Origin of the sequence: uncultured Thiodictyon sp. (assembly GCF_903946935.1) — a bacterium.
GTDB lineage: Bacteria > Pseudomonadota > Gammaproteobacteria > Chromatiales > Chromatiaceae > Thiodictyon.
In genome coordinates, this window is the sequence record NZ_CAJAXH010000136.1 from 1 (window position 1) to 24,431 (window position 24,431).

Consider the following 24,431-nt stretch of genomic DNA (forward strand, 5'->3'; position numbering starts at 1 on the left):
AAACATAAGGTACGAGACACCGACGGCAAACACGCCACGGTGTCCATTGCGAGGATGATTGATGACTGAGAGTCCCACCCGCGGCACGCTCTTCCTGGTCGGCATCGGTCCCGGCGGCGAGGCCCACATGACCGCCCGTGCCCGCGAGGCCATCGCCGCCGCCGACACCCTCATCGGCCACGCCACCTACCTGCGTCTGGTGGCCGACTTGGTCACCGATCAGGAGGTGATCAAGAGCACCATGACCGAGGAACTGGACCGGGCGGTGATGGCCGTCGAACTGGCGCAGACGGGTCACACCGTGGCGCTGATCTCATCGGGTGACAGCGGGGTCTACGGCATGGCCGGACTGACCTACGAGGTCCTGTTTCAGTCCGGCTGGACGCCCGAGACCGGCTGTGCGGTCGAGATGGTACCGGGCGTTACCGCGCTGGCCAGTTGCTCGGCCCTGGTCGGGGCGCCGTTGAGCCATGACTTTTGTGCCATTTCACTGTCGGATCTCTTGACGCCCTGGCCGGTGATCGCCCGCCGGCTCAACGCGGCGGCGGCGGCCGATTTTGTCGTCGCGCTCTACAACCCCAAGAGCGGACGGCGCGCCCGGCAGATCGTCGAGGCGCAGCGTCTGTTCCTCTGCCATCGCCGCCCCGATACCCCGGTCGCCCTGGTCCAGTCCGCCTACCGGCCGCGTCAGCGCCTGGAGCTGACCACCCTGGCCGAGCTGGACAGTCGCGAGGTCAGTATGCTGACCACCGTGCTGATCGGTAACAGCCAGACCCGGATCGAGCACGGGCTGTTAATCACCCCGCGCGGCTATACCAACAAATACGACCTGCAAGGCCGCACCACGGTTGACGGGGAGCGGGGCGGGCATTCACTCTCCAGCGGGTTGGACGGCTGGCTCGCGACCATCCGCACCGGCGGTGAGTCCGCCGCCGAGCTCGCGCAGCGCTATGGGTTGCCGCAGGACTATATCGCGGCCGTCTTGGCGTCCGCGGATGCGGCGATTGAAAATTGAACAGCAGTGATGATGAGGACCAAACAGCATGAATAAGATGATCGTCGGCGCGTTCAGCGCACTCTTGCTCGCCGGCGGTGCGACCGGTATTGCTTTGGCGGGCGCGGCCGCGACGACGGGTGACGGGTTGTGGGCCAGACTGACCAGCGGGCGCGATGTCCCGCTGATTACGAGCGAGTCCTACGCCACCGAGTGCGGCAGTTGTCACTTCGCCTACCAGCCCGGGCTGCTGCCCGCCGACGGCTGGGCGCGCATCATGGGCGCGCTGGACGACCACTTCGGCGACGATGCGACCCTGGACCCGGCCGTCGCCAAGGACCTGGGTGACTACCTGGCCGCCAATGCAGCCAATGACACCCGCTCCATCCGCTCCCGCGCCTTCGCCGCCTACCCACTGCCGGCCGACGGTCTCCCGCGCATCTCCAAGACGGTCTTCTTCCAGCGCCGGCACGGCGAGATCCCGGCGCGTCTGGTCAAGGACAATCCGCAGGTCAAGAGCTTCAGCCAGTGCGACAAGTGCCACCGCCTGGCCGCCAAGGGCCACTTTTATGAGAGCTCGGTCATCATCCCCGGGGGGGAAGGCTGAGCGTCATTCCGGCCGGGATGCCGCAAGCCCGCGCCAGGGACGGCTGGCCTCGGGCACGGCGCGCAAGCCCGGAAAGGGCGGATGTCACGCCAAGGCGCCAAGGCGCCAAGGTTCTTTTAGTGGCTTCCGCGCTGGGCCATTCAGCCGGCGGGTGCCTTGAATACTGAACCTATCCTATTTGTTTCTTGGCGAGCTTGGCGCCTTGGCGTGAGCCATTTCCTGATTGACGTAAGTCACTGATCGCTAGTCTTCCCACGGGCGTCCCGGCGGCACCCCGATGGATCGTGCAATCGACCCGCGATTACCGCCCCCCACTCGTGGTAGACTCTCCGTCCGGACCAGCCCCGGAGTGAGAGACCATGGACCCCTGCCACCCCTGCCACCACTGCCTGCGCCCGACCTTCACCGCCCGTCTGGGCGTGGACCTGGAGTGCGAAGCGGCCATCAACCTGATCGCCGCGCCTGGCCAGGGTGCCGGTCGGCTGCTCGATGACCTGCGCGGACTGACCGGCCGGGGGCCGCGGCTGGTCGCCAACCTCAAACGGCACCGCGCGAGCCTGCCCGCGCTGGTCACGGACCTGTGGTCCCAGGCCGGGCTGGGCGGCGGTGCCCCGACCAGCCTGGGCGAGCTCTGCGACCGGCTGGAGCGCGACCTGCCCGCTGCCGCGCTGCTCCTGCACCGCTTCGATGTCCTGCTGGACAATCCCGAGCTCGACCCCGCCTACGACGACGCCTTCATCAATGCACTCAATGCACTGCGCAACCGCGGCCTGTCGCTGGTCTGTGTGAGCGCGCGGCGGCTTGCGCAGCATGTGATCCTGACCCCGGGCGGGGTACGCACCGGCTCCATCCTGGACCTGGCCCGCGAGGACCTGCCGGTCCTGGCCTGGTCCGAGGTCATGGCCGAGATCGAGCGGCGCCACCTGTGCCTGGACGAGAAGGACCGCGCTCGGCTGGCCGCTGCCGTGCTGGATAACCCTTGCCCGTGGGACTTCCTGGATCTGGCCTGTCGCCGGCTGGCGGACGGTGTCAATCCGACTTGGTCCCTGCGCAAGCGGTTGAAGCGGTGGGCGCAGGAGGTCCATCGGGACGGTCGGCGGCTCGGCCCCGGGTCGGTGGTGCGGCTGCGTCATCGGTTGCAGACCTGGTGGCGCGCCTCCGGGCTCGGCAAGTTGCTGCCGCTCGCGCGGCTCGGCGCCTGGATCGGCGGGTTTTTCCCGGGCGGCAGAGGGTAGGGTCCGCTGTGCGGACCGCTCGCCGCCGGCCGGAACCGCTGTGTTGCGACCAGTCGCGCAGCCTCACCCCATGAAATACATCGTCCTCAAGACCGGCGGACGCGAATGCCCGGTGCTCTTCCCCAGCGACTTTTCTCATCGCTATCTGGCGGACCTCTTTGCCCCCGCGCCGGTGGTGGCCGCGGGCTTCGTGCATGAGGGACCGGACGGGATCAGTTGCGGGGGCGAGAGCGCCGGCCTGCGGATCGGCTCCCGGGGCGGGGTGGACGTGGCGCTGATCCGGGGGGCCTTGGGGGAGGAGTGACCCCCAGGCCGCGCAACTTTCTTTCTCGTGACGCCGCTCCAGCGGCGTCAAGCCTGTGTCTGGCGCTCCGCGCCTTGAGGGGCCAGCGGTTGCCGGAGGCCCTCCCGGACCTCCCGGCGCACAGCGCCTGACACAGGTGTGACACCGCTGGAGCGGTGTCACAAGAGAAACAACCACCGACCCAGGGCGTTGCCCTGGGCTGATCTGTGTGACCCCGGTGGGGTCATCGGAAGGAGGTACCAGGCGATGACCAGACCCGAGCGCAATCCATTTGAACTTCCGGCCGAGCCCAGGGGTGGGCTGGACCTGATTTGGTGGGCGCTCTTTGAGTACCAGCGGCTCGATCGTTATGGCGAGACCCTGAGCCGTCGCCGCTCGCTGATCCTGTACCTAACTGCGATTCCGTGGATCTGTTTGTTTGCGATTAGCCTGTGGCTGCTCGGCAGCCTGCTCATTACGGCGCTGGAGTTGCCCTTGAACTTCCCTGGCCAATTCAAAGCAGACTTGATCAGCGCCTTCGCTTCTCACGAAACCTTCACCGGCCGGTTGATTGTAGCTCTCCGCTTGCGTGCGCAGTGGGTTATATTCCTTCTCGTATTTTTTCTGCTAGGAATGGGCTTGGTCGGGGGCCTGGTAGGGCGCCTAGCAGCGGTACTGGCGGGGAGCCTCAGAGTCGGCTTATTCTTTAGCCTGGTAAGTGGCCTCGGTTTCAATCTGACAGTAGGTTTGGGATTGGGCTTCGCAATAGGTCTCGGATTTGGCCTGCAATGGTACCCGCCAGGTATGCTGAGAACGGACTCGCTGAGGAGTCTGGCGGTGGGCCAGGGTTGGGGTCTGGTACTGGGCCTAGCATGGGGGCTGGGAGCCGGCGTTCAGGCGGGGCTCGGGATCGGCATTGGCATGATGATTGGCTGCTTCTTTGCGTATTATCGGGTGCTGTTCTATCTCATTGAGAGCTTCCTTGTGCTCTTTCGCCTGGATTTGTGTCATAACCCCTATCTATGGGACTGGGCGGTCGTGCTGCCCATCTGGCGGGCGCGTCGACGACTCACCGACCAAGCGGCGAAAGACCCCGAGACCGGCGCCGCCTTCATCATGTTTTTGCTTGAGAATCGTCCCTTACAACGTCGGTTAGCGGCGGAGTTGTTGCACCCTGTCCTTGCCGGACTCTGGGCACAGCGACCTCTGGACCATCTGGCACTGACCTCGCCGCCGACGGTGCAGGACCAACCTCGGTTCAGCCCCTCCGATACCTGGCTCAGATCACTGGCGGACCTGCGCGCCCAACTCGAGACCGCCCTGCACGAGACCCAGATCAGCTTCCGCCGCGTCGCCTTTGCCGACTTCGCCGCCCGCCTGGACGCCTTCCGTGCCCAGACCTTGCTTGAGTCCCAGGACTGGGCGCGTCACTACCTGGCGGCACTCGACCGCTGGCGCTCCGAGGCGGTCAAGGAACTGACCCGGATCGAAGACCAAGCGCGTCTGGTTGAACCCATCGCCCCCAATGTCTACCGTCCCGGCTCGCCCCTGCGCCCGGGCCAGGACGCCGACCTGTTCCTCGGCCGCGAAGACCTGCGCCGCGAACTCTCACGCGAGGTACTGACCGCCCGCGAACTACCCCTGCTCCTGATCCAGGGCCAGCGGCGGGTGGGCAAGACCAGTCTGCTGAACTTCCTGCCGACCCTGCTCGGAGCGGGGTTCCGGGTGGTCTTTCAGGACATGCAGGGGGCGGCCGTCACCTCGGTCCCGGCCTGGCTCAAGGACCTGCGGCGGCGGGTGGCGGAGACCCTGCAACTGAAACCGGAGGACTGGGACCCGCCGGACGACTGGGTCGCCGCTTGGGCGGAGCTTGAGCCCTGGCTCACGGCGGCAGCCGAAGGCGCCCACTGCCGCCTGATCCTCGCCTTCGACGAATACGAGACCCTGCACCGGTATCTGGCGCAGGACCCGGATCAGGGCCGGCGCCTACTGGGGGCGATCCGCAGCTTCTCCCAGCACCAGACCCAGGTCTGTCTGCTGTTTGCCGGGGCGACGCCCTTCTCTGAACTGCGCCACCCCGATTGGTCCGAGTTCTTCGTCCAGGCCCTGCGGTTGCGGGTGGACTATCTGGGGCGGGAGGATTCGCTGCGGTTGATCACGGAGCCGGTGCCGTCGCTGCGCTACCCGCTCGAGGTCCCGGAGCGCCTGTTTGATCTCACCCGCGGCCACCCGGCCCTGCTCCAGATCCTCTGCAAACACCTGGTGGACATCGCCAACCGCGACGGGCGTCGCGCCATGACCATGGCCGACCTGGATGAGGCCCTGGTCCGCGGCGTCGACCGTGAGTCCCCCGCCATGGAGCGTTTTTGGAACGAGTTCTGCGTCGTCCCCGGCTGCCGTGCCTGTGTGGAGGATGTCCTGGCCGGCCGCCCGCCCGCCAACCGCGCGGCCCTGACACGGCTGGCCGAGCACGGTTATATCATCGAAGCGGACGGCCGCTGGCGCCTTCGGGTGCCGCTCTTCGAGGACTGGCTGCGGCGCTATCGGGAGGGGTTCGATGGGATGTCGAGCGGGGTTTAGCGGTATTGGTCTCGTCCCGACTATTTTGGGCGCGGCCCCTTAACCTAAGAAAGCGCGGTTCTCACGCCAAGGCGCCAAGCTCGCCAAGGTTTTTCAAAACGTTATTGTCGTTCGCCACTCACCGCAGGGTGATGCCGATGCTGCGCACATCTCGTTGTTTATTATTGGCGTCTTGGCGTCTTGGCGCCTTGGCGTGAGCAAATGCCGGACTTAGGCTTAACGGCCGATGCCGCAAGCAGTGCCGAAAACCTTACGGACAGGGCAAATGCCCCGTCCGACCTGGGAGCGCCGATCAGGCGCCGGTCAGTCGCTCCTCTGCCTCGCGATATTTGGCGGCGGTGCGCTCGATGATGTCTTGCGGCAGGTTCGGACCGGGGGCGGTCTTGTCCCAGTCCAGGGTCTCCAGATAATCGCGCACGAACTGCTTGTCGAAGCTCGGGGGGCTCGTGCCCGGGCTGTATTGGTCGGCGGGCCAGAAGCGCGACGAGTCGGGGGTCAGCACCTCGTCGATCAGGTGCAGACGGCCGTGGTCGTCCAGGCCGAACTCGAACTTGGTGTCGGCGATGATGATGCCGCGGCGCAGGGCGTAGGCGGCGCTCTCGCGATAGATCCGCAGGCTGGCATCCCGTACCTCGCCCGCCAGCTCGGCGCCCAGGAGGCGGATGGTGTGGGCGAAGTCGACGTTCTCGTCGTGGGTGCCGAGTTCCGCCTTGGTCGACGGGGTAAAGATGGGCTCAGGCAGCGCGTCGGCCTGGCGCAGCCCCGCCGGCAGCCCGATGCCGCACACGGCGCCGCTCGCCTGATAGTCCTTCCAGCCCGAACCGATCAGATAGCCGCGTACGATGGCCTCGACCGGCAGCGGCTTGAGCCGGCGCACCACCAGTGCGCGCTCCCCCAGTTGTGCGCGCTCCGCCGGGTCGGTCACGACCTCCTCGAGCGGGATGCCGCTCAACTGATTGGGAATCAGCCCCGCGGTGCGGGCGAACCAAAAGTTCGACACCCTGGTCAGGACCTCGCCCTTGCCGGGGATGGGCTGGGGCAGCACCACGTCGAAGGCGGACAAGCGATCGGTCGTCACCACCAGCAGGTGATCGGTGCCGACGGCATAGAGGTCCCGGACCTTGCCCCGGCCGATCAGCGGCAGGCCCCGGAGGTTGGATTCAAAGAGTGCGGACATGGGTGCTCCCCGGTCGAATGGGCCGACAGTATATCGGCTCGCGGGGCGGCGGGTGGTTTGCATTGCGCGGGGGATGTCTTACCATCTTGCCGCAGTTTCTTGCCCACCACCTTCACCAACGCGGACTCACCAGATGTCGAGACAAATCATCAGCACCGACCAGGCCCCCCAGGCCATCGGGACCTATTCGCAGGCGGTTCGGGTAGGGGATACCGTCTATCTCTCCGGCCAGATCCCCCTGGTGCCGCAGACGATGTCCCTGGTGGACGGAGATATGGAGGCGCAGATCAGGCAGGTATTTTGCAACCTGTCCGCGGTGGCGACCGCGGCGGGGGGCAACCTGGCCGACGTGGCGAAGCTCAATGTCTTTCTGACCGATCTGGCGCATTTCCCCCTGGTTAACCAGGTCATGGCCGAGTTCTTTGCCGAGCCCTACCCGGCGCGGGCCGCCGTTGGTGTGGCGGCCCTGCCCAAGGGCGCGGCGGTGGAGATGGATGCGATCCTGGCGCTGGGCGGCTGACGTGCGCTAAGTCTTGCGAAACTGAGGCCTTGGCTTGCAATCATTAGAGGATGGTTTACCATTCCAGGCTCTGCTACCCAGCCCTCGGGGTGTTTTTGTGCGCGTCATCCTGTCCCGTTCCCGGTCACTGTTTTCGCTCCTGTTGGTCCTGTCGCTGGTGGGTTGCGGCTCCAACCCCACGCGGGAGGTGGGCCGCAATGCCCCCGAACGTTCCTCCCATGGCGGCTATGGAACCAGCAGTTCAGCGACCTTCGCCGACAACCCGGCCGCGCTGCGCTTCGCCCAGATGATGCAGCAGCGCCATGGGTACGATGCCCAGTCGGTGATGTCCATCCTGTCGCGCGCGCAACGCCAGTCTTGGATCATCGCGCAGATGGACAAGCAGGCGAGCCGGCCCGCGCGCAGCGGCGGTTCGTCGGTGCCCACCGGGGGTTGGACGCGCTACCGGGCCAAATTCGTCACCGCCGACAACATCGACAAGGGTGTAGCCTTCTGGCAGCAGCATCGCGGCGAGTTGCAGCGGGCCTCGGCCACCTACGGGGTGCCGCCGGAGATCATCGTCGGCATCATCGGCGTGGAGACGCGCTGGGGCCGGATCATGGGCAAGACCCGCATCATCGACGCGCTGGCCACCCTGTCATTCGCCTACCCGCGTCGGGCGGACTATTTCAGCGGCGAGCTGGAGGCCTTCCTGCTGATGACCCGGGAGGAGGGCATCGACCCCTTCCAGCCGACCGGCTCCTTCGCCGGGGCCATGGGGTATGGTCAGTTCATGCCATCGAGCATCCGTCAGTACGGTGTCGACTTCAACGGCGACCACCATCGCACCCTGTGGCATCCGGTGGACGCCATCGGCAGCGTCGCCAACTACTTCAAGGGACATGGTTGGCGCACCGGGGAGCCGGTGGCGGTGCGCGCGAATGCCGGGCCGGCTGCCGGTTCGCTCAAGGCCGGGTTCGACACCAGTTACTCGCTCGCGACCCTGGCGGGTGCCGGGATCACGCCGAGCGGGTCGCTGGGCGGGGCGACCACGGTGAGCCTGCTCAAGTTCGACGTGGGTACCGGCTACGACTATTGGTTGGGGCTGCACAACTTTTATGTGATCACCCGCTACAACCACAGCGCCTACTATGCGATGGCGGTCTATCAACTCGGCAACGCGGTCAAGTCGCGCCTGGGTGGCGGCGGGGTCCGGGTGGCCGGGCTGCCCTGAGCTCAAAGAGGGGAATTGCTCACGCCAAGGCGCCAAGGCGCCAAGCTCGCCAAGGTTTTTCAGCGTGTTATCCTCGCTGGGCGATCCGCCCGGCGGGCGATCTGGTGACTTCGCCTACCCTATTGTATTTCTTGGCGAGCTTGGCGCCTTGGCGTGACACCATCGCCTCGCTAACCGTTCGCCCCGCGCTCCTCGTTCGACTGGCAGATGGCCTGGCGAAAGCGGTTGCAGCGATCGAGAAATTCTCGGGTGCTCTTGGGCATGGGGACCCGCGCGCGCACGATGTGGGTGATCAGGTCGGCCCCCTCGCGCAGTAGCCGTGCCCCCTCCAGTATTTCACGGATGGCCGCCGCGTCCGGCACCGCCGGCACCTGGGGCTGGATGTTGCAGAGCTGTTCGCGCGCGACCACATAGTCCGACCAGACCTCGAAGATGCTCGGGTCGGTGCGCAGGATCTCGGACTTGCGCTTGGCGGCCCGCGTCAGGTGGTCGATGCGTGGGTCGATATCGGAGAACCGGGTGCTGGTGGAGAAGGCGTCCTTGAGGCCGGTGCCGAGCCGGTCGATGTCCCGCATGGCCATGGCCATCTTGACATAGCGGCTTTCGTAAAAATCCTCGATGGAGATCGAGAACGCCTTGAAGGGCTCCCCCCAGAGTTCGTCGATACCCTCGTCGCCGCCGCGGTGCTTCACCATCTTACCCAGATCCAGGGCCTCCATCAGGCATTGGCCGCACTCGCGCATCAGGGTGTTGTCGTGGGTGATTTCGACCCCCGCCGACTGTAAGTCCACCAGCGAGGTGAAAATATCCGCGGCCCGGTTGAAGAGTGCGCCGGCCAGCATGGCGCCGTTGACCCGCTTGCGCTCGATGTCGGTCTCGGCCTGGTAGGCCGCGCGCGCTTCGCTCAAGCGGCTCCCGGGGATGTTGATGCCATGTTCCACATGGTTGAAAAGCCGCCGGGTCAGTGCCCGGATCAGGCGCTTGCGGATGTCCAGGCTGTTGGCTGGCGGCTCGTAGTGCTTGATCCAGTACCCGTCATAGTAGACGCGCAACTCGCCGTCGATCTCGCGGCGGGTGCCGTTTTCGGTAGACTCGGACATGGGTCTTGTCGTTCGCAGGGGTGGATAGGTTAAGTGTATCGGTGCCGGGCCCGGTCTAGGGCGCGACGATGAGCATGAGATAGGCGAGGAACAGGATCAGGTGAACCGCGCCCTGGAGTACGTTGGTGCGGTTGCCGGAAAAGGTGAGGATAGCCACGGCCAGGGTCAGGCCCAGGAGCAGCGCGTCGGCGGCGCTCAAGCCCAGTTCGACCGGCTTGCCCGCGATCAGGCTGATGGCGAGCACGGCGGGGACCGTCAGGCCGATGGTGGCGAGCACCGAACCCATGGCGATGTTGACCGCCCGTTGCAGCCGGTTCTTCAGCGCCGCGCGTACCGCGCTCATGGCCTCTGGGGTGAGCACCAGGGTGGCGACGATCAGCCCGCCCAAGGGGGCCGGCAGGTGTAAGACCTCAATGCCGACATCCAGCGGGATGGCCAGGGCCTCCGAGAGCACGATCGCCAGGGCCAGATAGGTCAGCAGCAGTGTACTGTGCCGGTAGGGCGAGTCCGGGACCGGGTGCCTGGTGTCCGCGCCCTCGTCCTCTTTGCTATCCCCGTCGTCGGTGAAATAACTACAGTGGCGCCTGGTCTGGATCATCAGAAAGGTGCCATAGAGGCCGAGCGAGATCAGGATCAGGAACACGGACTGGAATCCGTTCAGGGTCGGCTCGGGCGTGGAGATCGTGACCGTGGGCAGGACCAGGCTCAGGACTGCCAGCGGCACGATCACACTGAGATAGGCGCGGGCACCCTGCAGGTTGTAGGACTGCTCCCGGTAACGCAAGGCGCCGAGCATCAGGGCCAGCCCCACCAGCCCATTGAGCACGATCATCACCACCGCGAACATGGAATCCCGCGCCAAGGTCGGGTTGTTGCCGCCATGCAGCATCAGTGCGGCGATCATCAGCACCTCAATGGAGGTGACTGAGAGGGTCAGGATCAGGGTGCCGTAGGGTTCCCCGAAGCGGATCGCCAGACATTCCGCGTGGTGGACCACCCGGGTCGCCGCCAGCAGGATGGTGACAAACAGCCCGGTGAAGAGGAGACAGAGCCACAGCGGTTGGGTCGGGTCGTTGAGCCAGGCCTTGCCGAACGCCAGGAGCACCGCGACGGTGCCCAGGGCCAGCAGCAGCGGCCACTCCGGGCGCCACCGCCTCCAGGTAGCGGCGGGGTGCGCGGGTTGGGTATCCTGGGGCTTGAGGTCGCGATTCATGCGGGCGTTAGGATGGTCCGGCGTTGATATTTCGATGACCCGGTAGACCACGGCCTCCCGCGGGGCGTCGCAGGTCGTGGCCGGTCAGACTGGCGATGTTGGCCTAACCGGCACGCAGCCCCAATGATAACCAAAGACGCGGGTAAGAAGCATACTGAGTGTCAGGTTCTCGGCGGTATCCCGGGGGGCCCCGGCGCGGTAACATCCAACCGCGGACGGGGCGCACCTTGGGGGGCAGTCCCGGATCCGTCGGGGCCTGGGTTTGACCCCTTTTATTCCCAGGTTTCAAATCTCCACCCCACTGAGGATTCATCATGTTTGGTATGCTCTTGTTTATCGCCATCGGCATCGTCATCGGCTGGAACCTGCCGCAACCGCCGTGGGCCAAGGAGTGGCAGCAAAAGGCGATCGACTCCGTCCGCTCGATCACCGACAAGTCGAGCCGCTGAGTCCGGCCAGTGTCCCCAGCGGGGCCGAGCTGACGCGTCAGTGCCCCAGCCATCCTGGCGCGATTTGTGCCTTGTTCAGCCTGTTGGCCCTGCCGTTTGCCGGTAAGTGGGGGCCAGGTGTTGACCTTGAACCTTGAATCTTGCACCTTGAGTGTTCTCCTCCGCCGTCCGTCGACGGCCGGGGCGATCCTTTGACGTAAATCCGGAGACCCCGCCAATGTCCGCAGTCAATCCTGACCAGGCAACCCTGATCCTGGGTGGTAACGAATACCGATTCCCCGTTACGGAAGGCAGCGAGGGTGAGCGCGCCATCGATATCGGCGACCTGCGCGCCAAGACCGGCCACATTACACTCGACCCCGGCTATGGCAACACCGGCAGTTGCGAGAGCGCCATCACCTTTATCGACGGCGAACAGGGCATCCTGCGTTACCGCGGCATTCCCATCGAACAGTTTGCCGACAGCCCCACCTTCACCGAGGTGGCCTGGCTGCTGATCAGCGGCCATTTGCCGACCCCCGCGGAGTATGCCTCGTTCTCCGAGGACCTGACCCGTTACTCCTTCCTCGACGAGGGGATGAAGCACCAGTTCGAGGGCTTCCCGCGTGCCGCACCACCCATGGCCATCCTCTCGGCCATGATCAATTCACTCTCGTGCTTCCACCCGGAACTGCACGAGCTGGAGGACGAGACCCAGTTCAATCACGCGGCGGCCCGCCTGATCAGCAAGATCCGCACCATTGCCGCCTATGCCTTCCGCCACTCGCGGGGCCTGCCCTATATCTATCCCGATCCGTCCCTGCGCTATGTGCCGAACTTTTTGCACATGATGTTCTCCCAGCCCTATCGGCAATATGTCTGCCCCCAGTTGGTGCGCGATGCACTGAATCTGATCCTGATCCTGCATGCCGACCACGAACAGAACTGCTCCACCTCTACGGTACGCATGGTCGGTTCCAGCGGTGCCAATTTGTTCGCCTCCTGCGCCTCCGGGGTGTGCGCCCTGTGGGGGCCGCTGCATGGCGGGGCGAATGTGGAGGTGCTGGGCATGCTGGAGCAGATCCATCAGGGTAACCTCACGGCGGAGGAATATGTGCAGCTGGCCAAGGACAAGGACAGCAAGGTGCGGTTGATGGGGTTCGGCCATCGGGTCTACAAGAACTTCGACCCGCGCGCCAAGATGCTCGGTGCCATCGCCGAGAAGCTGTTGCCCCAGTTGAGCGCGAACGACCCACTCCTGAACATCGCTCGGCGGCTGGAGGAGATCGCACTCTCGGACCCCTATTTCATCGAGCGTCAGCTCTACCCGAACGTCGATTTCTACAGCGGCATCCTGCTGCGGGCCATCGGTATCCCGACCAACATGTTCACCGTCATCTTCGCCATCGGCCGGCTGCCCGGTTGGATCGCCCACTGGTGGGAGCAGAACCGCACCATGGCCAACAAGATCGCGCGGCCGCGTCAGATCTATACCGGCGAGACCCAGCGCGACTATGTCCAGCTTGACCTGCGCTCCTAGTCAGGGAAATGGTTGACGCCCCCGATAGCGAGGCGGTCTGGCGCTATCTGTGCGACCTCCAGGACCGCTTGTGTAGCGCCCTGGAGGCGGTCGATGGTGAGGCCGGTTTTCGAGAGGATGTCTGGGAACGCCCCCGGGGCGGGGGCGGGCGCACGCGCGTGATCGCCGATGGGGCGGTATTCGAGCAGGGTGGGGTCAATGTCTCGCGGGTCTGCGGCGAGGCGTTGCCGACGTCCGCCACCGCCAACCGCCCGGAATTGGCCGGGCGGGGTTTTCAGGCCATGGGGGTCTCACTGGTGCTGCATCCGCGCAACCCCTATGTCCCCAGTACGCATCTCAACCTGCGGTTTTTTGTGAGTGAGCACCCAAGCGAGCCGCCAGCCTGGTGGTTCGGCGGCGGGTTCGACCTGACCCCCTATTATGGTTTCGACGAGGATGCCATCCATTGGCACCGTAGCGCCCGGGCGGCCTGTCTGCCCTTCGGCGCGGGGGTTTATCCCCGCTGCAAGCGGTGGTGCGACGAGTATTTTTGGCTCAAGCATCGGTCTGAACCCCGCGGCATCGGGGGGATCTTCTTCGATGATGTGGGGCCTGACGGCCCGCCGGGCGGGGGTGGGGCGGGCGGATTCGCCGCTGCCTTCGACTTCCTGCGCGCGGTGGGTGAGGTCTATCTGACCGCCTATCTGCCGATCGTCGAACGGCGGCGCAACCTAGTCTATGGCGAGCGTGAGCGGTCCTTCCAGAAATACCGCCGCGGCCGCTATGTCGAGTTCAATCTGGTCTGCGACCGCGGCACCTTATTCGGTCTCCAATCGGGTGGGCGTACCGAGTCCATCCTGATGTCACTGCCGCCGGAGGTGAGCTTCCGTTATGACTGGAAGCCCGAACCCGGCAGCCCGGAGGCGCGGCTCTGCGAGCACTTCCTGGCCCCGCGGGAGTGGGCCGACGTGCGCCCTTAGGCGGATAGGAACCACCGTCGCAGCCGACGTCGGTGCGACTTAAGTCGCACCGACACTTGGCGGTATGCTTGCTTCTGCTTTCAAGCACGCGGCGACTTGCGCCTCGATCTGGTCACGGACAAGCTGGCGATACTCCAGGAAATGCTCGATCTGGGCACAAACGGACAAATAACTACTGATGCCACCGGGATTATGCCGAACCATCTTCCATAGGTAGTGCCAGAATTGCCACCGCGTTTTACGTACCACGCCTTGGCGCCAGCAGATGGTGAACAATGCGCGCAACACCTTCCATTGCACTTGCTTCTTTCGGCCTTTGCCCTTTTTCGGGTAAGTGGCCTCACCCAAGAGACGGAAGTGACGGTAAGTGCGGTCCAGGAAGCGTGATGGATCATACAAGTCCCAGAAGGCCTGCACATATTCCTGCGCGATCGTTTCTATTGGTCGCGTGGGTACAAAATTTATCAGCGTGGTCTGGTTGATGTTGCCCGACGTGCCGCTGAGTCGCCCTTCCTTTTCCAGGCGATGCCAGAGTGCGGTATCCGGCAGCGCCTGCAACATACTAAATGAGGCGGTAGGAATCGCCGTTTGTTCGGTAAACTGAACAACCCGCGCGCCGGCGCCTGGTTTTTCGCCATCGAAACCAATAATAAAACCGGCCATTACGCGCAGCCCTGAGCGGGTGATTTTCAACACGGCCTCACTCAGGGGGTTTTTAGTGTTTTGGTGCTTCTTAGTCAAGGCGAGACTTTCCTCATCGGGTGTTTCAATGCCCAAGAAGACCGCCCCAAAATTACACATGACCATCATATCCATGAGCTCTTGATCTTGAGCTAAATCAACAGAGGCTTCCGTGGCAAAAGAAAAGGGATACTGATGTGCAATCATCCAAGGCAGCAGTTCCTTTAAGAATAATTTGACCTTACCCTTGTTGCCAATGAAGTTGTCATCCACCATAAATATGCTGCGCCGCCAGCCTAATTGGTAGAGATAATCGAGCTCGGCTAACAGTTGCTGTGGTTCCTTGGTACGAGGCTTGCGCCCGTAGAGAACAATGATGTCGCAAAACTCGCACTGGAAGGGGCAGCCACGGGAAAATTGCACCGACATTTCCGAATAGGCGTCGAACTCCAGTAAGTCGAAACGAGGAATGGGGGTGGTGCAGACATCGGGTTTTTCACCCCCGGAGCGAAAGACGCCGGCGGTTTCACCACGCCGTAGCGCATCGAGAAACAGGGGTATGGTGATTTCGCCTTCATCCAAGACCAAGTAATCGGCCCCCACATCGGTGACTTCGCCGGGCAGGGCCGTCGGATAAGGGCCGCCCACGGCCACCCGCTTACCATGCCGCTTCGCTTCCTGAATCTGGTCTAAGAAATCCTCCTTTTGCACAATCATCGCGGACAACATCACCAAGTCCGCCCAGGCCCATTGCGCCTGCGTCACCTGGCGAATATTGCGATCGACGAGTTGATAGTGCCATTCCTGCGGCAAGATCGCGGCGACTGTCACCAGGCCCAGCGGTGGTAACATGGCCTTGCGATCCAACATCGCCAGGGTCTTTTCAAAGGACCAAAAGCTCTTGGGGAAGAGTGGATAGATCAGTAAGACATTCATGATTAAATAGTGAGATTACGCAGATAGCATGTTAAACGGGCCAAGGCCTTAGCGGCCCCGATGGTCGTCGCACCAAGGGTGCCGGCGCAACGGCTTCTGGCTAACGGTCATGGAAGCAAGGCCAGCGACCCCTGAAAATATCAGTTCCCGTGGGAGCGGCTTCAGTCGCGACGAGGCCAGGCAGCTTGCGAGGGCGCGTCGCGGCTGAAGCCGCTCCCACCGGGGCCTGGCGCGATTTTCAGGGTGCTCTGTGGTCGGTATGTGGCCAGAGGGGAGGGCGGTCCATACGAAGGCCCGCGGTGCGCACCGGCCTGCATTCCCAGATGCACGGGGTTCGGCGCGACGGCTCCGGGGCCGTCGCAGTGGGCGGTGAGATTTGGGGATGTCCATGTAGGAAGGATTATCCCGCAAAACGTCGTCCGTGACCTCTACTTCGGCACATTTTAGACGCTGGATCTAGGGTGGCTCGTGTTCGTCGGGCTCTGCAAGCGGTTGGAATGCATCCTGGGAACAGGCGGTAAATCCGGCCAGCCAGGCGTTTACCCCCCGCCTGAAGGCGTCGTCGGCCTGGATGGTCACAAGGCGCCGTCCGGCGCAGGGAGGAGCGGCAGCCGCGACTGGGTGATGTCTGGCCCCGCGCTAACCCACTGATACCCGGGATGGATCTATCCAGTGGGGCCATTGATCGATGGTGTTGTGAGCTGGACCGATGATGCCAAAACATACAACGGCGGCTATCGGAGATAGGGCCACCCATGATTGGGCATAAGCGCAGAGCTCCAGAGATAGGGCGGTCCATGCCTGGACATAAGCGCAGAGCTTCAGCGACTGGAAGATACATGGCCGGAGACGCAACGGAGGGCTCCAGAGATAGGACGTATATGGCCGGAGACACAACGGAGAGCTTCAGAGATAGGACGATACATGGCGGGAGATACAACGGAGCGCCTTACGGAGACACAACGGAGAGCTTCAGGGATAGGACGATATATGACCGGACAGACGCGGGAGATCTTCAGAGATAGGAAGATGCATGGCCAGACATACAACGGAGATTTCCAGAGATAGGGCGATTCATCTCTCATCTTACATCGGAGACTTCCGCAAACAGGACGATCTATGTTGAGAGATACAATGGCGGATGCCGGACGCTCAATGCCGGGTCGCTGAAAGTCATCGGTCTATGCAGAAAGATACAACGCCGGGTGCTGCAAAGTCATCTGGCTATGCAGGACGATGCAGCGTCGGGTGCCGGACATAGGCACCCATATCGGGACATGCGACGACGGGTGCCACAGATAGGCGAGCCATACCGGAACATGCAACGAAGGGTGTCCGACATCGATCAATCAGTGATGGGCATGGACGATCGGATCCCGCAAGCACTGCGTTGATGTGGGTACATCCCCGGGAGGCCGCGGCTCTGTCGCGTTCCTACTTTCGGGCCGGCGTTACACCTGCCGCGACGGGTTGCTGCAAGGATTAGTGGTCCACGTGATCTTCAAGATCCATCCCTCAGGTCCCCTCAGCGTAGATCGGCGCTAGTGCCCGCGTGGCAGCTAGATCCAAAGGGGAATTATCTCACGCAGAGACGCGGAGACGCAGAGGAAGAAGAGCAGAGTTAAGGTGGCATCGTTCCCCCTTGCCAGTGCTGGTGTTCAAGGTGTTGCGTGAACCTAAATCCGGCAGTTGCTCACGCCAAGGCGCCAAGACGCCAAGAAGAAACAAAAAGATGTGCGCAGCATCGGCATCACCCTCCGGGCGACTGCCGCAACGCTGATAACGCAGTGAAAAGCCTTGGCGAGCTTGGCGCCTTGGCGTGACAACTGCTCTTTTTAGGGTGAATCATTCGCCTTTTCATTCTTCTCTGCGTCTCTGCGCCTCTGCGTGACTATTCTTGATTTATCTCACGCGGAGACGCAGAGGCGCAGAGTGGGAATGAATGGCGGGGTAGTTCACAGCTCGCCCTTGAATGCCTTGTCGAGGACGGCGGGGAGCAGGGCGTCCAGTTCGGATTGGTTGGCGGCTTGGGCTTGATGAATCGCGGCGATCTGCTGTTGCAGTGCTGCAAAGCGCTGCTGCTTCTCGAACGAAGGTACTGGAACCTCGATTGCCTCCAGCTTTTTGACGCTCAGTGTGCGGTTGCGAGCGATGGTGGCTGGAGAGGCTGAAACGATTTGTTCAAAGCCTTTCCCTGTTTGAAAATAGAACCAAAGAAAGTTCGTATCGGCAATGTCTGGATGGGGTACGCAGGTGATAAAGCGATGGACGCCGATGCGTCCTTGATCTTCAGGGCGAACAACCGCGATGGCACCCTCCCACGCCATGATGTTACTGAATACGAGGTCGCCGGGAACCATCTGAAACATGCTCTTGTGACTGATGTCCGCTCCGAGCGAGTTGCACTTGAAAAACGTTCCTTTGTGAAAGGAGCGTATCCCAATCTCCTCGTAGGTTGCCTCCAGTTCGATCTCAATCGGGCGGCGGACAATGGGGGCAACCTCTGCGAGTGGACGATAGGTAGCGCCTTTGATCAGGCGGTGGAAGACGCTATGCAGCAGGGCCTTGCCGTCGTCTTGAATTCCCTGGCGCAGTTGGCGGGCCGCTTCGAGTCGGGCGGCGATGGATTTGATCGTCCTAACGATCCGATCCTGGTCAGCAATTGGCGGAATCTCGATCTGAATATTGGCGAAAAGGTCTTCTTTCAATCGAACGCGGTTTGTTGAACCTTCGCTCGTGGCACGGCAGGCATCGACGAAGCCAGCCGTCTTGCTCAACCAGTGAAGAAAGCCAACCTTGATTCGTGTCTCGTCGCAGTCGAAGACGGGGAAGTCATTCGTGACCAACGCGCCGTTCAGGTCCTCGGGAACGATCCCAGATGCGCCGTTACGCGCGTCGATTCGCGAGATAATGAATTGGCCTGTGCGGACTTCCAGCCTTCGGTCCCCCGCCATCTCACTTCCCATCCGATAGCCCCGGGCGATTACGCCTTTCCCGTTCATTCGGACGGTCACTTCCTGATAGTTTCTCTCGGGATCGATCATCACCCAACGGTCAGATTTGCGAAGGACGTTACCGAGCTGGACCGATTGCCAACCTCGCATCATGCTGGCGCCTCGTCAATAATTTTTTTGATCTCTGAAAGAATGTGCAAGAGACTATGTTCCTTTTCCATCATATCATTCAGTAAGGATGCTGGCTCCCGATGCTCCAGCGCCTCCAGGCTGTTAGGATTCTTGATGTCCAGATTCACCGCTAGTAGCCGCCCTTGCGCGTCATACTTGATCAGGTCGGCGGCCTTGGCTCGCCAGGCATTCGCCCCCTCCTGACGATCGTTCCACCAAGCCAGACAGTCGGCGAAATCGGCATCTTCCATGGGCTTGGTCTTGGTGTACTTGCGCCGACCCTCCGGGAGCTGAATCTGGTAGTACCAGATGCCGCTGGTCGGGCCGGAGCGGTCGAAAAAGAGCAGGTTGGACGGGATGTCGGTATAGGGCGCAAAGACACCCTCCGGCAGGCGCACGATGGTGTGCAGGTTATAGTGCTTGAGCAGGTCTTCCTTGATGCGGGCCGAGATCCCGTCACCGAACAGGGTGCCATTGGGGACGATCACGCCGGCGCGCCCACCGCGGTCGTTGTCCGCCCCGGGGCGTTTGATCCGGCGCATGATGAGTTGAAGGAAGAGCAACGCCGTTTCCGCCGTCTGTCGGTCCTTGGGGAAGTTGCCAAGGATACCCTTGTCCTCCTCGCCGCCGAAGGGGACGTTGGTCAGGATCAGATCCACCCGGTCCTTATCGGTGATGTCACGCAAGGGGATGCGCAGGCTGTTGCCGGGGTCGATGCGGGGGTGGTCCAGCCCGTGCAGCAACAGGTTCATCTGGGCCAGCAGGTAGGGTAGCGACTTGGCCTCGCCGCCGCGGATGCTGCTGGTTTGTAAGGTCTTCTCGTCGGCCACCGAGTGGCATTGCGCCTGTAGATGGCTGAATGCCTCCACCAGGAAGCCGCCGGTGCCGCAGGCCGGGTCGAATACGGTCTCGCCGAGGCGTGGGTCCATCACCTGGACCATGAAGCGCACCGCTGGGCGCGGGGTATAGAATTCGCCAGAATCCCCGGCGGCGTCGCGCATTTCGCGCAGCAGGGTCTCATAGAGCCGGCTGAGGATATGCATTTCCGCCGTGGCGGTGAAGTGGATGCGGTTGATCAGATTGATGACCTCGCGCAACAGATAGCCGTCCGTCATGCGGTTCTGCATGCCGCGGAAGACGGTGCCGATCACATCGCGGCGGTCCGCACCCTCGGCGCTGCGCAGGCCGCGCAGGTAATAGAAGAGCCCGGACCCGCGGCTGCCATTGGGACGCATGGCCTCGTCGTTGTTGACGAATGCAATGAGGTCCTCGCCGGTGATGCCAGCCGGGTCGGCGCCCCAGTCGCGCCAGCGATACGGGGGCGCGATGTCCGGGCGAAACGGTGTTCCGGCCAGTGCCGCGTTGGTCTCGCGCATCAGTTCCATGTCGTCCAGGAACTTGAGAAACATGATCCAGGTGAGCATGGGCAGGCGGTCGAGGTCGCCATTGAGCCCCTTGTCCTTGCGCATGGTGTTGCGGGCGGACTTGATGATGGCCCCGAGTTGCTGGGCGGTGGTCTGGGGGGCGGCGGATTTCTTCGGGTGCATGGATGGCGGTCTATTGAGTCGAAATGGTGGCCGGGGCGTGGTCAATCAGGGTGCGGGCTGGATGGCAGCTTGGATGTCGGTCAGCGTGAAGTCTCCGCCCTTGAACAAGAGGGGCTCGCCGCGCTGCCTGGCCAAGGCATAGGCGAAGCAGTCGCCATAGTTTAACTTGGCGGGATGGCGGCCCTTTCCGAAGCGAGCCCAGGCATCGTAGGCGATCTGCGCCAATACAAAGTCCATCGGGACGACCTCAATCCCAATGAAATCAAGAAACGCGGTCAACTCCCGAAAACCATCGCCACGGCACCGGGCGGTGGCGAGCATTGCCGTCTCCAGCCAAGTCGGTGCCGCCATTCGCAACTCGGTGGCCTTGCTTAGGGCAGCGGCGTAGCGGTGTGCGTCATCCTCTTCCAACAGCACGGCCATCACCGCAGATGTATCCACGACGATTGCGGTCATTGGTGGGGCAGTCCATGCTCATCATAGCCCATGATCTCGTCTGGACTCCGGGCATCGCTCACGGGCAGGCTGGAGAAACGCCGAGCCATTGCCAGGATCTCGTCCGGCGACGGGCGCCTGCGAACCGCCGCGCGCTCTGCCCGCATTGCTTCGAGTAGTGCGATTGCTTCGCGATTCACTGACCGGCGATGCGCTTGGGCCTGGTGTTTGAGCCAATCATGAAGCTCATCGGATACCCCGCGGATAGTCAGGTCTGGCATCTAGGGCCTCTTTCGGAATGTGGCTCGATAATATGGAAATTTCAGAATTCGCGCTCTGCTTCAGGCTGGTTCCTCAGCGCCTCATCTTGAGCGCGGCGAACATGCGCGAGGAAGTCATTAACGCGCTTAACGTTCCGCTGTTCGGCATTCCACAATACATGGAATTGCGCTAGCTCCAGCGTGTTACGAATGAGTGTCTGTGTATTCCTTCTCTTTAGCCGAAAAGGCGGACTGACAGGCGTCCGCCATCTCCTCTTGGCTTCACCTACGAGCTTCGTGCATGTATCATGAATCGCACCATGTGGTACGACATGATGTGCATGAAGCCAACTTACTTTGCCATTTCTTATTGGAGAACCGTTGTCATTCGCATGCCAACACAACAGCCAATCTCCTTCTTTGATCCGGTATCCTTTCTCAAGAGCGAGGGTGTCGCGAAAATAGGTTTCAGGTACGACTGGAATAATCGCGTCAAGTATATTCTCGTTATATTGAAATGTTCCGTTATACGGCAAAATGTGAATCGTGTATAAATCGCTTTCATAGTCTCTAAGGAGCGGTGCTTCGCCTGATTCATCCTTAATGATATCATGCCAAATTGCAGTATTCCATTGAGTAATCAATTTTCTGAGTCTATTTAATTTAGCCTCCTTGTCTGGATATTGTTTTTTAGCTAGCCTCTTGTAATTTGCGAATGTATCCTCGAGCTCTTGAAGTGATTCCGCGTCTTCTAATAGTACCGCTACCTCCCAACGGCCAATATCGCCTAGTCCATTATCCGACAGATTACAGCTTCCGACGACGGCGGCCTTTTTACCAAGATAGATCTTGGCATGCAGCTCATCGAGAAAATAGACGTTCTCGTGTCCGATTTTCCTCATAATATCTTCAATGGCCCGCGGATTGGACCCAAACGTAGGCGATACCACCAGCTCCAGCTTTTCCAGACAGTCCGCAGCAAGATAGTCGCTCCATCCCTTCCCAACGTAGGCAACTGCAACCTTTGCGGGCTTTATGTGGGTAAGCGCATCGCGAATATCTTCAGCGGTTACAAAAGGTCTTGGGTTACTCATGATGCTCCGGCGTCGGTGTAAAGGAGTGCTTGGAGTTGATTCACACTCTGCCGCATGGCCAGCGGTCCCCCGAACAGGTCGGCGATCTCCATGGCGTTGCCGTGGGCGGCGATGGTCCTGTGCTTCAGTGCCTGAGGGATCTGGAACTCGGCCGGCCCATGTTCCATATATTGGTCGAGCAGGGTGTCGAGAATGCCGCGGGCGGCGGCGCTGTGCTGGTCGAAAAAGTCGGGCCGCTGACGGCGCAGGTGCTCGGCCCGCTCGCGGCGGGTGCGCAGGGGGCGCTGGAATGCGAGATGGCAGAGCAGGTCCAAGGGGTCGGCATCCGGGGTCCCGGTAGCGTCGGCCAGGTCCGCAAAGCGGATGCCGACGAGTTCCAGGCGCGCCAGTAATGTCTCGCGCGTGACCGGGTCGGCCCAGTCGGCGGTGAGCGCATCGGCACTGCGGAACAGGGTGCGAATCTGCGCCGCGGTGTAGTCGGTGTATTGGATGACCCGCAATTGCTGGCCGTCGCCGTCCAATTCGTAGACCACATGCCCGATGATCTTGACCGCGCCGCCATCGACATAGTATTTGCGGGGCGGGGGCTCCTCGATCTCGCCCGGGCCTGGGGTCTCAACTGGTCCGTCATCGTCTGTTTCGCCCTCGGCCTCGCCGACTTGCGGTGTCGTCTGGGTCGTCGGGTCGATGGTTTCGGTGCCGGTTTCGTTACCCTGTCCGTCAATCTCGGTCTCGTCGATCGCGTCCGGGTAGCCGTCGAAGTCCGGGTCCGCAAAGCGGGCCGTGGCCGAGCCGGTATAGTCGATGATATTGAACCAGGTCTTGCCGTAGTCCTCACGCAGCCGGGTGCCGCGCCCGATGATCTGTTTGAATTCGGTTAAGGAGTTGATGACCCGCACCAGGACGATATTCTTGCAGGTGGGCACGTCCACCCCGGTGGTGAGCATCTGCGAGGTCGTCAGGATCACCGGGGTGGTCTCCTCCGGGTCCTGGAAATTGCTGAGGAATCCCCGGCCAGTCTCACCCTCGTCGGAGGTGACGCGCTCCACATAGTGCGGGTGCTTGGCCACCAGGTCCTGGTTCAGGTTGGTCAGGGCCTGGCGCATCGCTGCGGCGTGCTCCTGATCGACGCAGAAGACGATGGTCTTGGCCCAGCGGTCGGTGCGCCGCATGAAGTCGGTCAGGTGCTTGGCGACGGCCTGGGTGCGGGCCTTCAAGACGACGCTGCGCTCGAAGTCCCTGGTTTCGTAAAGCCCATCAGGGATCGCGCGGCCGAAGCGGTCGAGCTCGTCCCGCGTCGGGCGCCAGCCGGTCGCGTCCACGTCGGTGACCACCCGATGGACCCGGTAAGGCGCTAGGAAGCCATCCTCGATGCCGTCGCGCAGGCTGTAGGAATAGACCGGGTTGCCGAAGTAGCGATAGGTGTCGCGATTCTCCGCGCGCTGGGGTGTGGCCGTCATGCCGAGTTGATAGGCGGGCTCGAACCACTCCAGGATCTCGCGCCAGTTGCTCTCATCGGCGGCGCTGCCGCGGTGACACTCATCGACGATGACCAGATCAAAAAAGTCCCGCGGGTATTGGCGATAGAGCCCGGGGCGGACCTTGTCCTTGGCCAGTGACTGGTAGGTGGCGAAATACATCTCCCGACTCAGCTGCGCACGGCCGCCCTCGATCTTCCAGCGGGCATTGCCGAAGGGGGCAAAGTCCTTGTCCTTGGGATCGTCCACCAGGATGTTGCGATCTGCCAGGAATAGGCTGCGGGGCTTGCGCGCCGTGCCATCGCGGGTCCAGCGGGCGGTCCAGAGCTTCCAACAGATCTGGAAGGCGACGGTGGTCTTGCCGGTGCCGGTGGCCATGCAAAAGAGGATGCGCGTTTGCCCTCCCAGGATCGCCCGCACGGTGCGGTCGATGGCGATTTCCTGGTAGTAGCGCGGTGGCTTCTCGGGAACCTGGTAGGCGGGGGTGAGGAGGCGCCGGGTGGCCTCCTCACCAAGACCAGCGGCGGCCTGAAGCCTCGCGAACAACGCAGCGGGCGTGGGGAAGGCGGTGAGGCTGGTCTCGGTGCCGGTCAAAAAGTCGAATTCGACGATCCAGTGCCCGTTGGTGGCATAGGCAAACTTGAGGTCCCGCAACTGCGCATAGCCCTTTGACTGCGCCAGCCCGGTGCCCTCGGGCGCGTCCTCGGGCTTGGCCTCCACGACGGCCAGGGTAAGGTCCTGGGTATAGAGCAGAAAATAGTCGGCTCGCTTGCGCTCGCCGCGGACGGACTGGCCGGCGACGATACGCACGCGGCCAGCCGTGAAGGTGTGCTGTTCGGCGATCAGATGGGGTGGTTCTTCCCAACCGGCTGCACGCAGCTTGGGGGTGACCAAGACCCGGCAGGTATCGGCTTCGTTGAGAGACATCCTGTTGCTCCGAGCAGCATGCCGCTGCAGCGGCAATCGTTCATCTCGTGGTGCGTATCGATGCGCGCCCGGGCCTGGAAAGGCTTGCCGTTATCGCCC

At 62.5% G+C, this 24,431-nt stretch carries 20 protein-coding genes; 10 read left to right on the plus strand and 10 right to left on the minus strand.

Features of this window, described 5'->3' with window-relative positions:
* Nucleotides 1-61: 61 nt before the first annotated feature.
* The 5 genes from cobJ to QZX93_RS11770 all read left to right on the plus strand — a co-directional run bounded on the left by cobJ (nucleotide 62) and on the right by QZX93_RS11770 (nucleotide 5,699).
* Nucleotides 62-1,015, plus strand: a complete 954-nt coding sequence (cobJ, locus tag QZX93_RS11750) for a precorrin-3B C(17)-methyltransferase (protein WP_295388656.1) — start codon at nucleotides 62-64, stop codon at nucleotides 1,013-1,015.
* 28 nt (nucleotides 1,016-1,043) lie between these two features.
* Entirely contained in the window at nucleotides 1,044-1,601 is a 558-nt protein-coding gene (locus tag QZX93_RS11755; RefSeq protein ID WP_295388655.1) for a diheme cytochrome c, read from the plus strand.
* Nucleotides 1,602-1,960: 359 nt separating this feature from the next.
* Complete coding sequence (locus tag QZX93_RS11760) at nucleotides 1,961-2,836, plus strand: hypothetical protein (protein ID WP_295388652.1); 876 nt, start codon at nucleotides 1,961-1,963, stop codon at nucleotides 2,834-2,836.
* Nucleotides 2,837-2,906: 70 nt separating this feature from the next.
* On the plus strand, nucleotides 2,907-3,140 hold the full coding sequence (locus QZX93_RS11765) for a hypothetical protein (RefSeq protein ID WP_295388651.1): 234 nt from the start codon (nucleotides 2,907-2,909) through the stop codon (nucleotides 3,138-3,140).
* 783 nt (nucleotides 3,141-3,923) lie between these two features.
* The gene (locus QZX93_RS11770; RefSeq protein ID WP_295388650.1) at nucleotides 3,924-5,699 is read left to right on the plus strand and encodes a hypothetical protein; all 1,776 of its coding nucleotides are present in this window, start codon (nucleotides 3,924-3,926) and stop codon (nucleotides 5,697-5,699) included.
* A 292-nt stretch (nucleotides 5,700-5,991) separates the two neighbouring features.
* Here the strand turns inward: QZX93_RS11770 and QZX93_RS11775 are convergent, their stop codons facing one another.
* Nucleotides 5,992-6,876, minus strand: a complete 885-nt coding sequence (locus QZX93_RS11775; protein ID WP_295388648.1) for a phosphoribosylaminoimidazolesuccinocarboxamide synthase — start codon at nucleotides 6,874-6,876, stop codon at nucleotides 5,992-5,994.
* Between the two features lie 133 nt (nucleotides 6,877-7,009).
* Between QZX93_RS11775 and QZX93_RS11780 the strand changes: the two genes are divergently transcribed.
* Nucleotides 7,010-7,396, plus strand: coding sequence for a RidA family protein (locus QZX93_RS11780; RefSeq protein ID WP_295388646.1), 387 nt, complete (start codon nucleotides 7,010-7,012; stop codon nucleotides 7,394-7,396).
* Between the two features lie 97 nt (nucleotides 7,397-7,493).
* Nucleotides 7,494-8,609 carry a lytic murein transglycosylase B gene (gene mltB / locus QZX93_RS11785; protein WP_295388642.1) on the plus strand — a complete coding sequence of 372 codons (1,116 nt, stop codon included), beginning with the start codon at nucleotides 7,494-7,496 and terminating at the stop codon, nucleotides 8,607-8,609.
* A 170-nt stretch (nucleotides 8,610-8,779) separates the two neighbouring features.
* Here the strand turns inward: mltB and QZX93_RS11790 are convergent, their stop codons facing one another.
* Together QZX93_RS11790 and QZX93_RS11795 are read right to left on the minus strand one after the other, a co-directional pair.
* Nucleotides 8,780-9,709, minus strand: coding sequence for a hypothetical protein (locus tag QZX93_RS11790; RefSeq protein ID WP_295388640.1), 930 nt, complete (start codon nucleotides 9,707-9,709; stop codon nucleotides 8,780-8,782).
* Between the two features lie 55 nt (nucleotides 9,710-9,764).
* Nucleotides 9,765-10,922, minus strand: coding sequence for a calcium:proton antiporter (locus QZX93_RS11795; protein WP_295388637.1), 1,158 nt, complete (start codon nucleotides 10,920-10,922; stop codon nucleotides 9,765-9,767).
* A 314-nt stretch (nucleotides 10,923-11,236) separates the two neighbouring features.
* Here QZX93_RS11795 and QZX93_RS11800 point away from each other — a divergent pair, with 314 nt between their 5' ends.
* The 3 genes from QZX93_RS11800 to hemF all read left to right on the plus strand — a co-directional run bounded on the left by QZX93_RS11800 (nucleotide 11,237) and on the right by hemF (nucleotide 13,849).
* Nucleotides 11,237-11,371, plus strand: a complete 135-nt coding sequence (locus QZX93_RS11800) for a hypothetical protein (RefSeq protein WP_295388634.1) — start codon at nucleotides 11,237-11,239, stop codon at nucleotides 11,369-11,371.
* A 217-nt stretch (nucleotides 11,372-11,588) separates the two neighbouring features.
* Complete coding sequence (locus tag QZX93_RS11805) at nucleotides 11,589-12,890, plus strand: citrate synthase (protein ID WP_295388632.1); 1,302 nt, start codon at nucleotides 11,589-11,591, stop codon at nucleotides 12,888-12,890.
* Between the two features lie 8 nt (nucleotides 12,891-12,898).
* Nucleotides 12,899-13,849 carry an oxygen-dependent coproporphyrinogen oxidase gene (gene hemF / locus QZX93_RS11810; RefSeq protein ID WP_295388629.1) on the plus strand — a complete coding sequence of 317 codons (951 nt, stop codon included), beginning with the start codon at nucleotides 12,899-12,901 and terminating at the stop codon, nucleotides 13,847-13,849.
* A gap of 39 nt (nucleotides 13,850-13,888) precedes the next feature.
* Here the strand turns inward: hemF and QZX93_RS11815 are convergent, their stop codons facing one another.
* The 7 genes from QZX93_RS11815 to hsdR all read right to left on the minus strand — a co-directional run bounded on the left by QZX93_RS11815 (nucleotide 13,889) and on the right by hsdR (nucleotide 24,332).
* Nucleotides 13,889-15,466, minus strand: coding sequence for a B12-binding domain-containing radical SAM protein (locus tag QZX93_RS11815; protein WP_295388627.1), 1,578 nt, complete (start codon nucleotides 15,464-15,466; stop codon nucleotides 13,889-13,891).
* Between the two features lie 1,955 nt (nucleotides 15,467-17,421).
* A complete protein-coding gene (locus tag QZX93_RS11820; protein ID WP_295388624.1) occupies nucleotides 17,422-18,510 on the minus strand; it encodes a restriction endonuclease subunit S in 1,089 nt (362 codons plus the stop codon).
* Nucleotides 18,511-18,569: 59 nt separating this feature from the next.
* On the minus strand, nucleotides 18,570-20,138 hold the full coding sequence (locus QZX93_RS11825) for a class I SAM-dependent DNA methyltransferase (RefSeq protein WP_295388622.1): 1,569 nt from the start codon (nucleotides 20,136-20,138) through the stop codon (nucleotides 18,570-18,572).
* 45 nt (nucleotides 20,139-20,183) lie between these two features.
* On the minus strand, nucleotides 20,184-20,594 hold the full coding sequence (locus QZX93_RS11830) for a type II toxin-antitoxin system VapC family toxin (protein WP_295388621.1): 411 nt from the start codon (nucleotides 20,592-20,594) through the stop codon (nucleotides 20,184-20,186).
* Complete coding sequence (locus QZX93_RS11835) at nucleotides 20,591-20,854, minus strand: type II toxin-antitoxin system VapB family antitoxin (protein WP_295388619.1); 264 nt, start codon at nucleotides 20,852-20,854, stop codon at nucleotides 20,591-20,593. Before QZX93_RS11835 ends, QZX93_RS11830 begins: the two co-directional genes overlap by 4 nt.
* Nucleotides 20,855-20,895: 41 nt before the next feature.
* Nucleotides 20,896-21,927: a phospholipase D family protein gene (locus QZX93_RS11840; RefSeq protein WP_295388617.1), complete on the minus strand. Its 1,032-nt coding sequence runs from the start codon at nucleotides 21,925-21,927 to the stop codon at nucleotides 20,896-20,898.
* The gene (hsdR, locus tag QZX93_RS11845; protein WP_295388615.1) at nucleotides 21,924-24,332 is read right to left on the minus strand and encodes an EcoAI/FtnUII family type I restriction enzme subunit R; all 2,409 of its coding nucleotides are present in this window, start codon (nucleotides 24,330-24,332) and stop codon (nucleotides 21,924-21,926) included. Before hsdR ends, QZX93_RS11840 begins: the two co-directional genes overlap by 4 nt.
* Nucleotides 24,333-24,431: the final 99 nt, after the last annotated feature.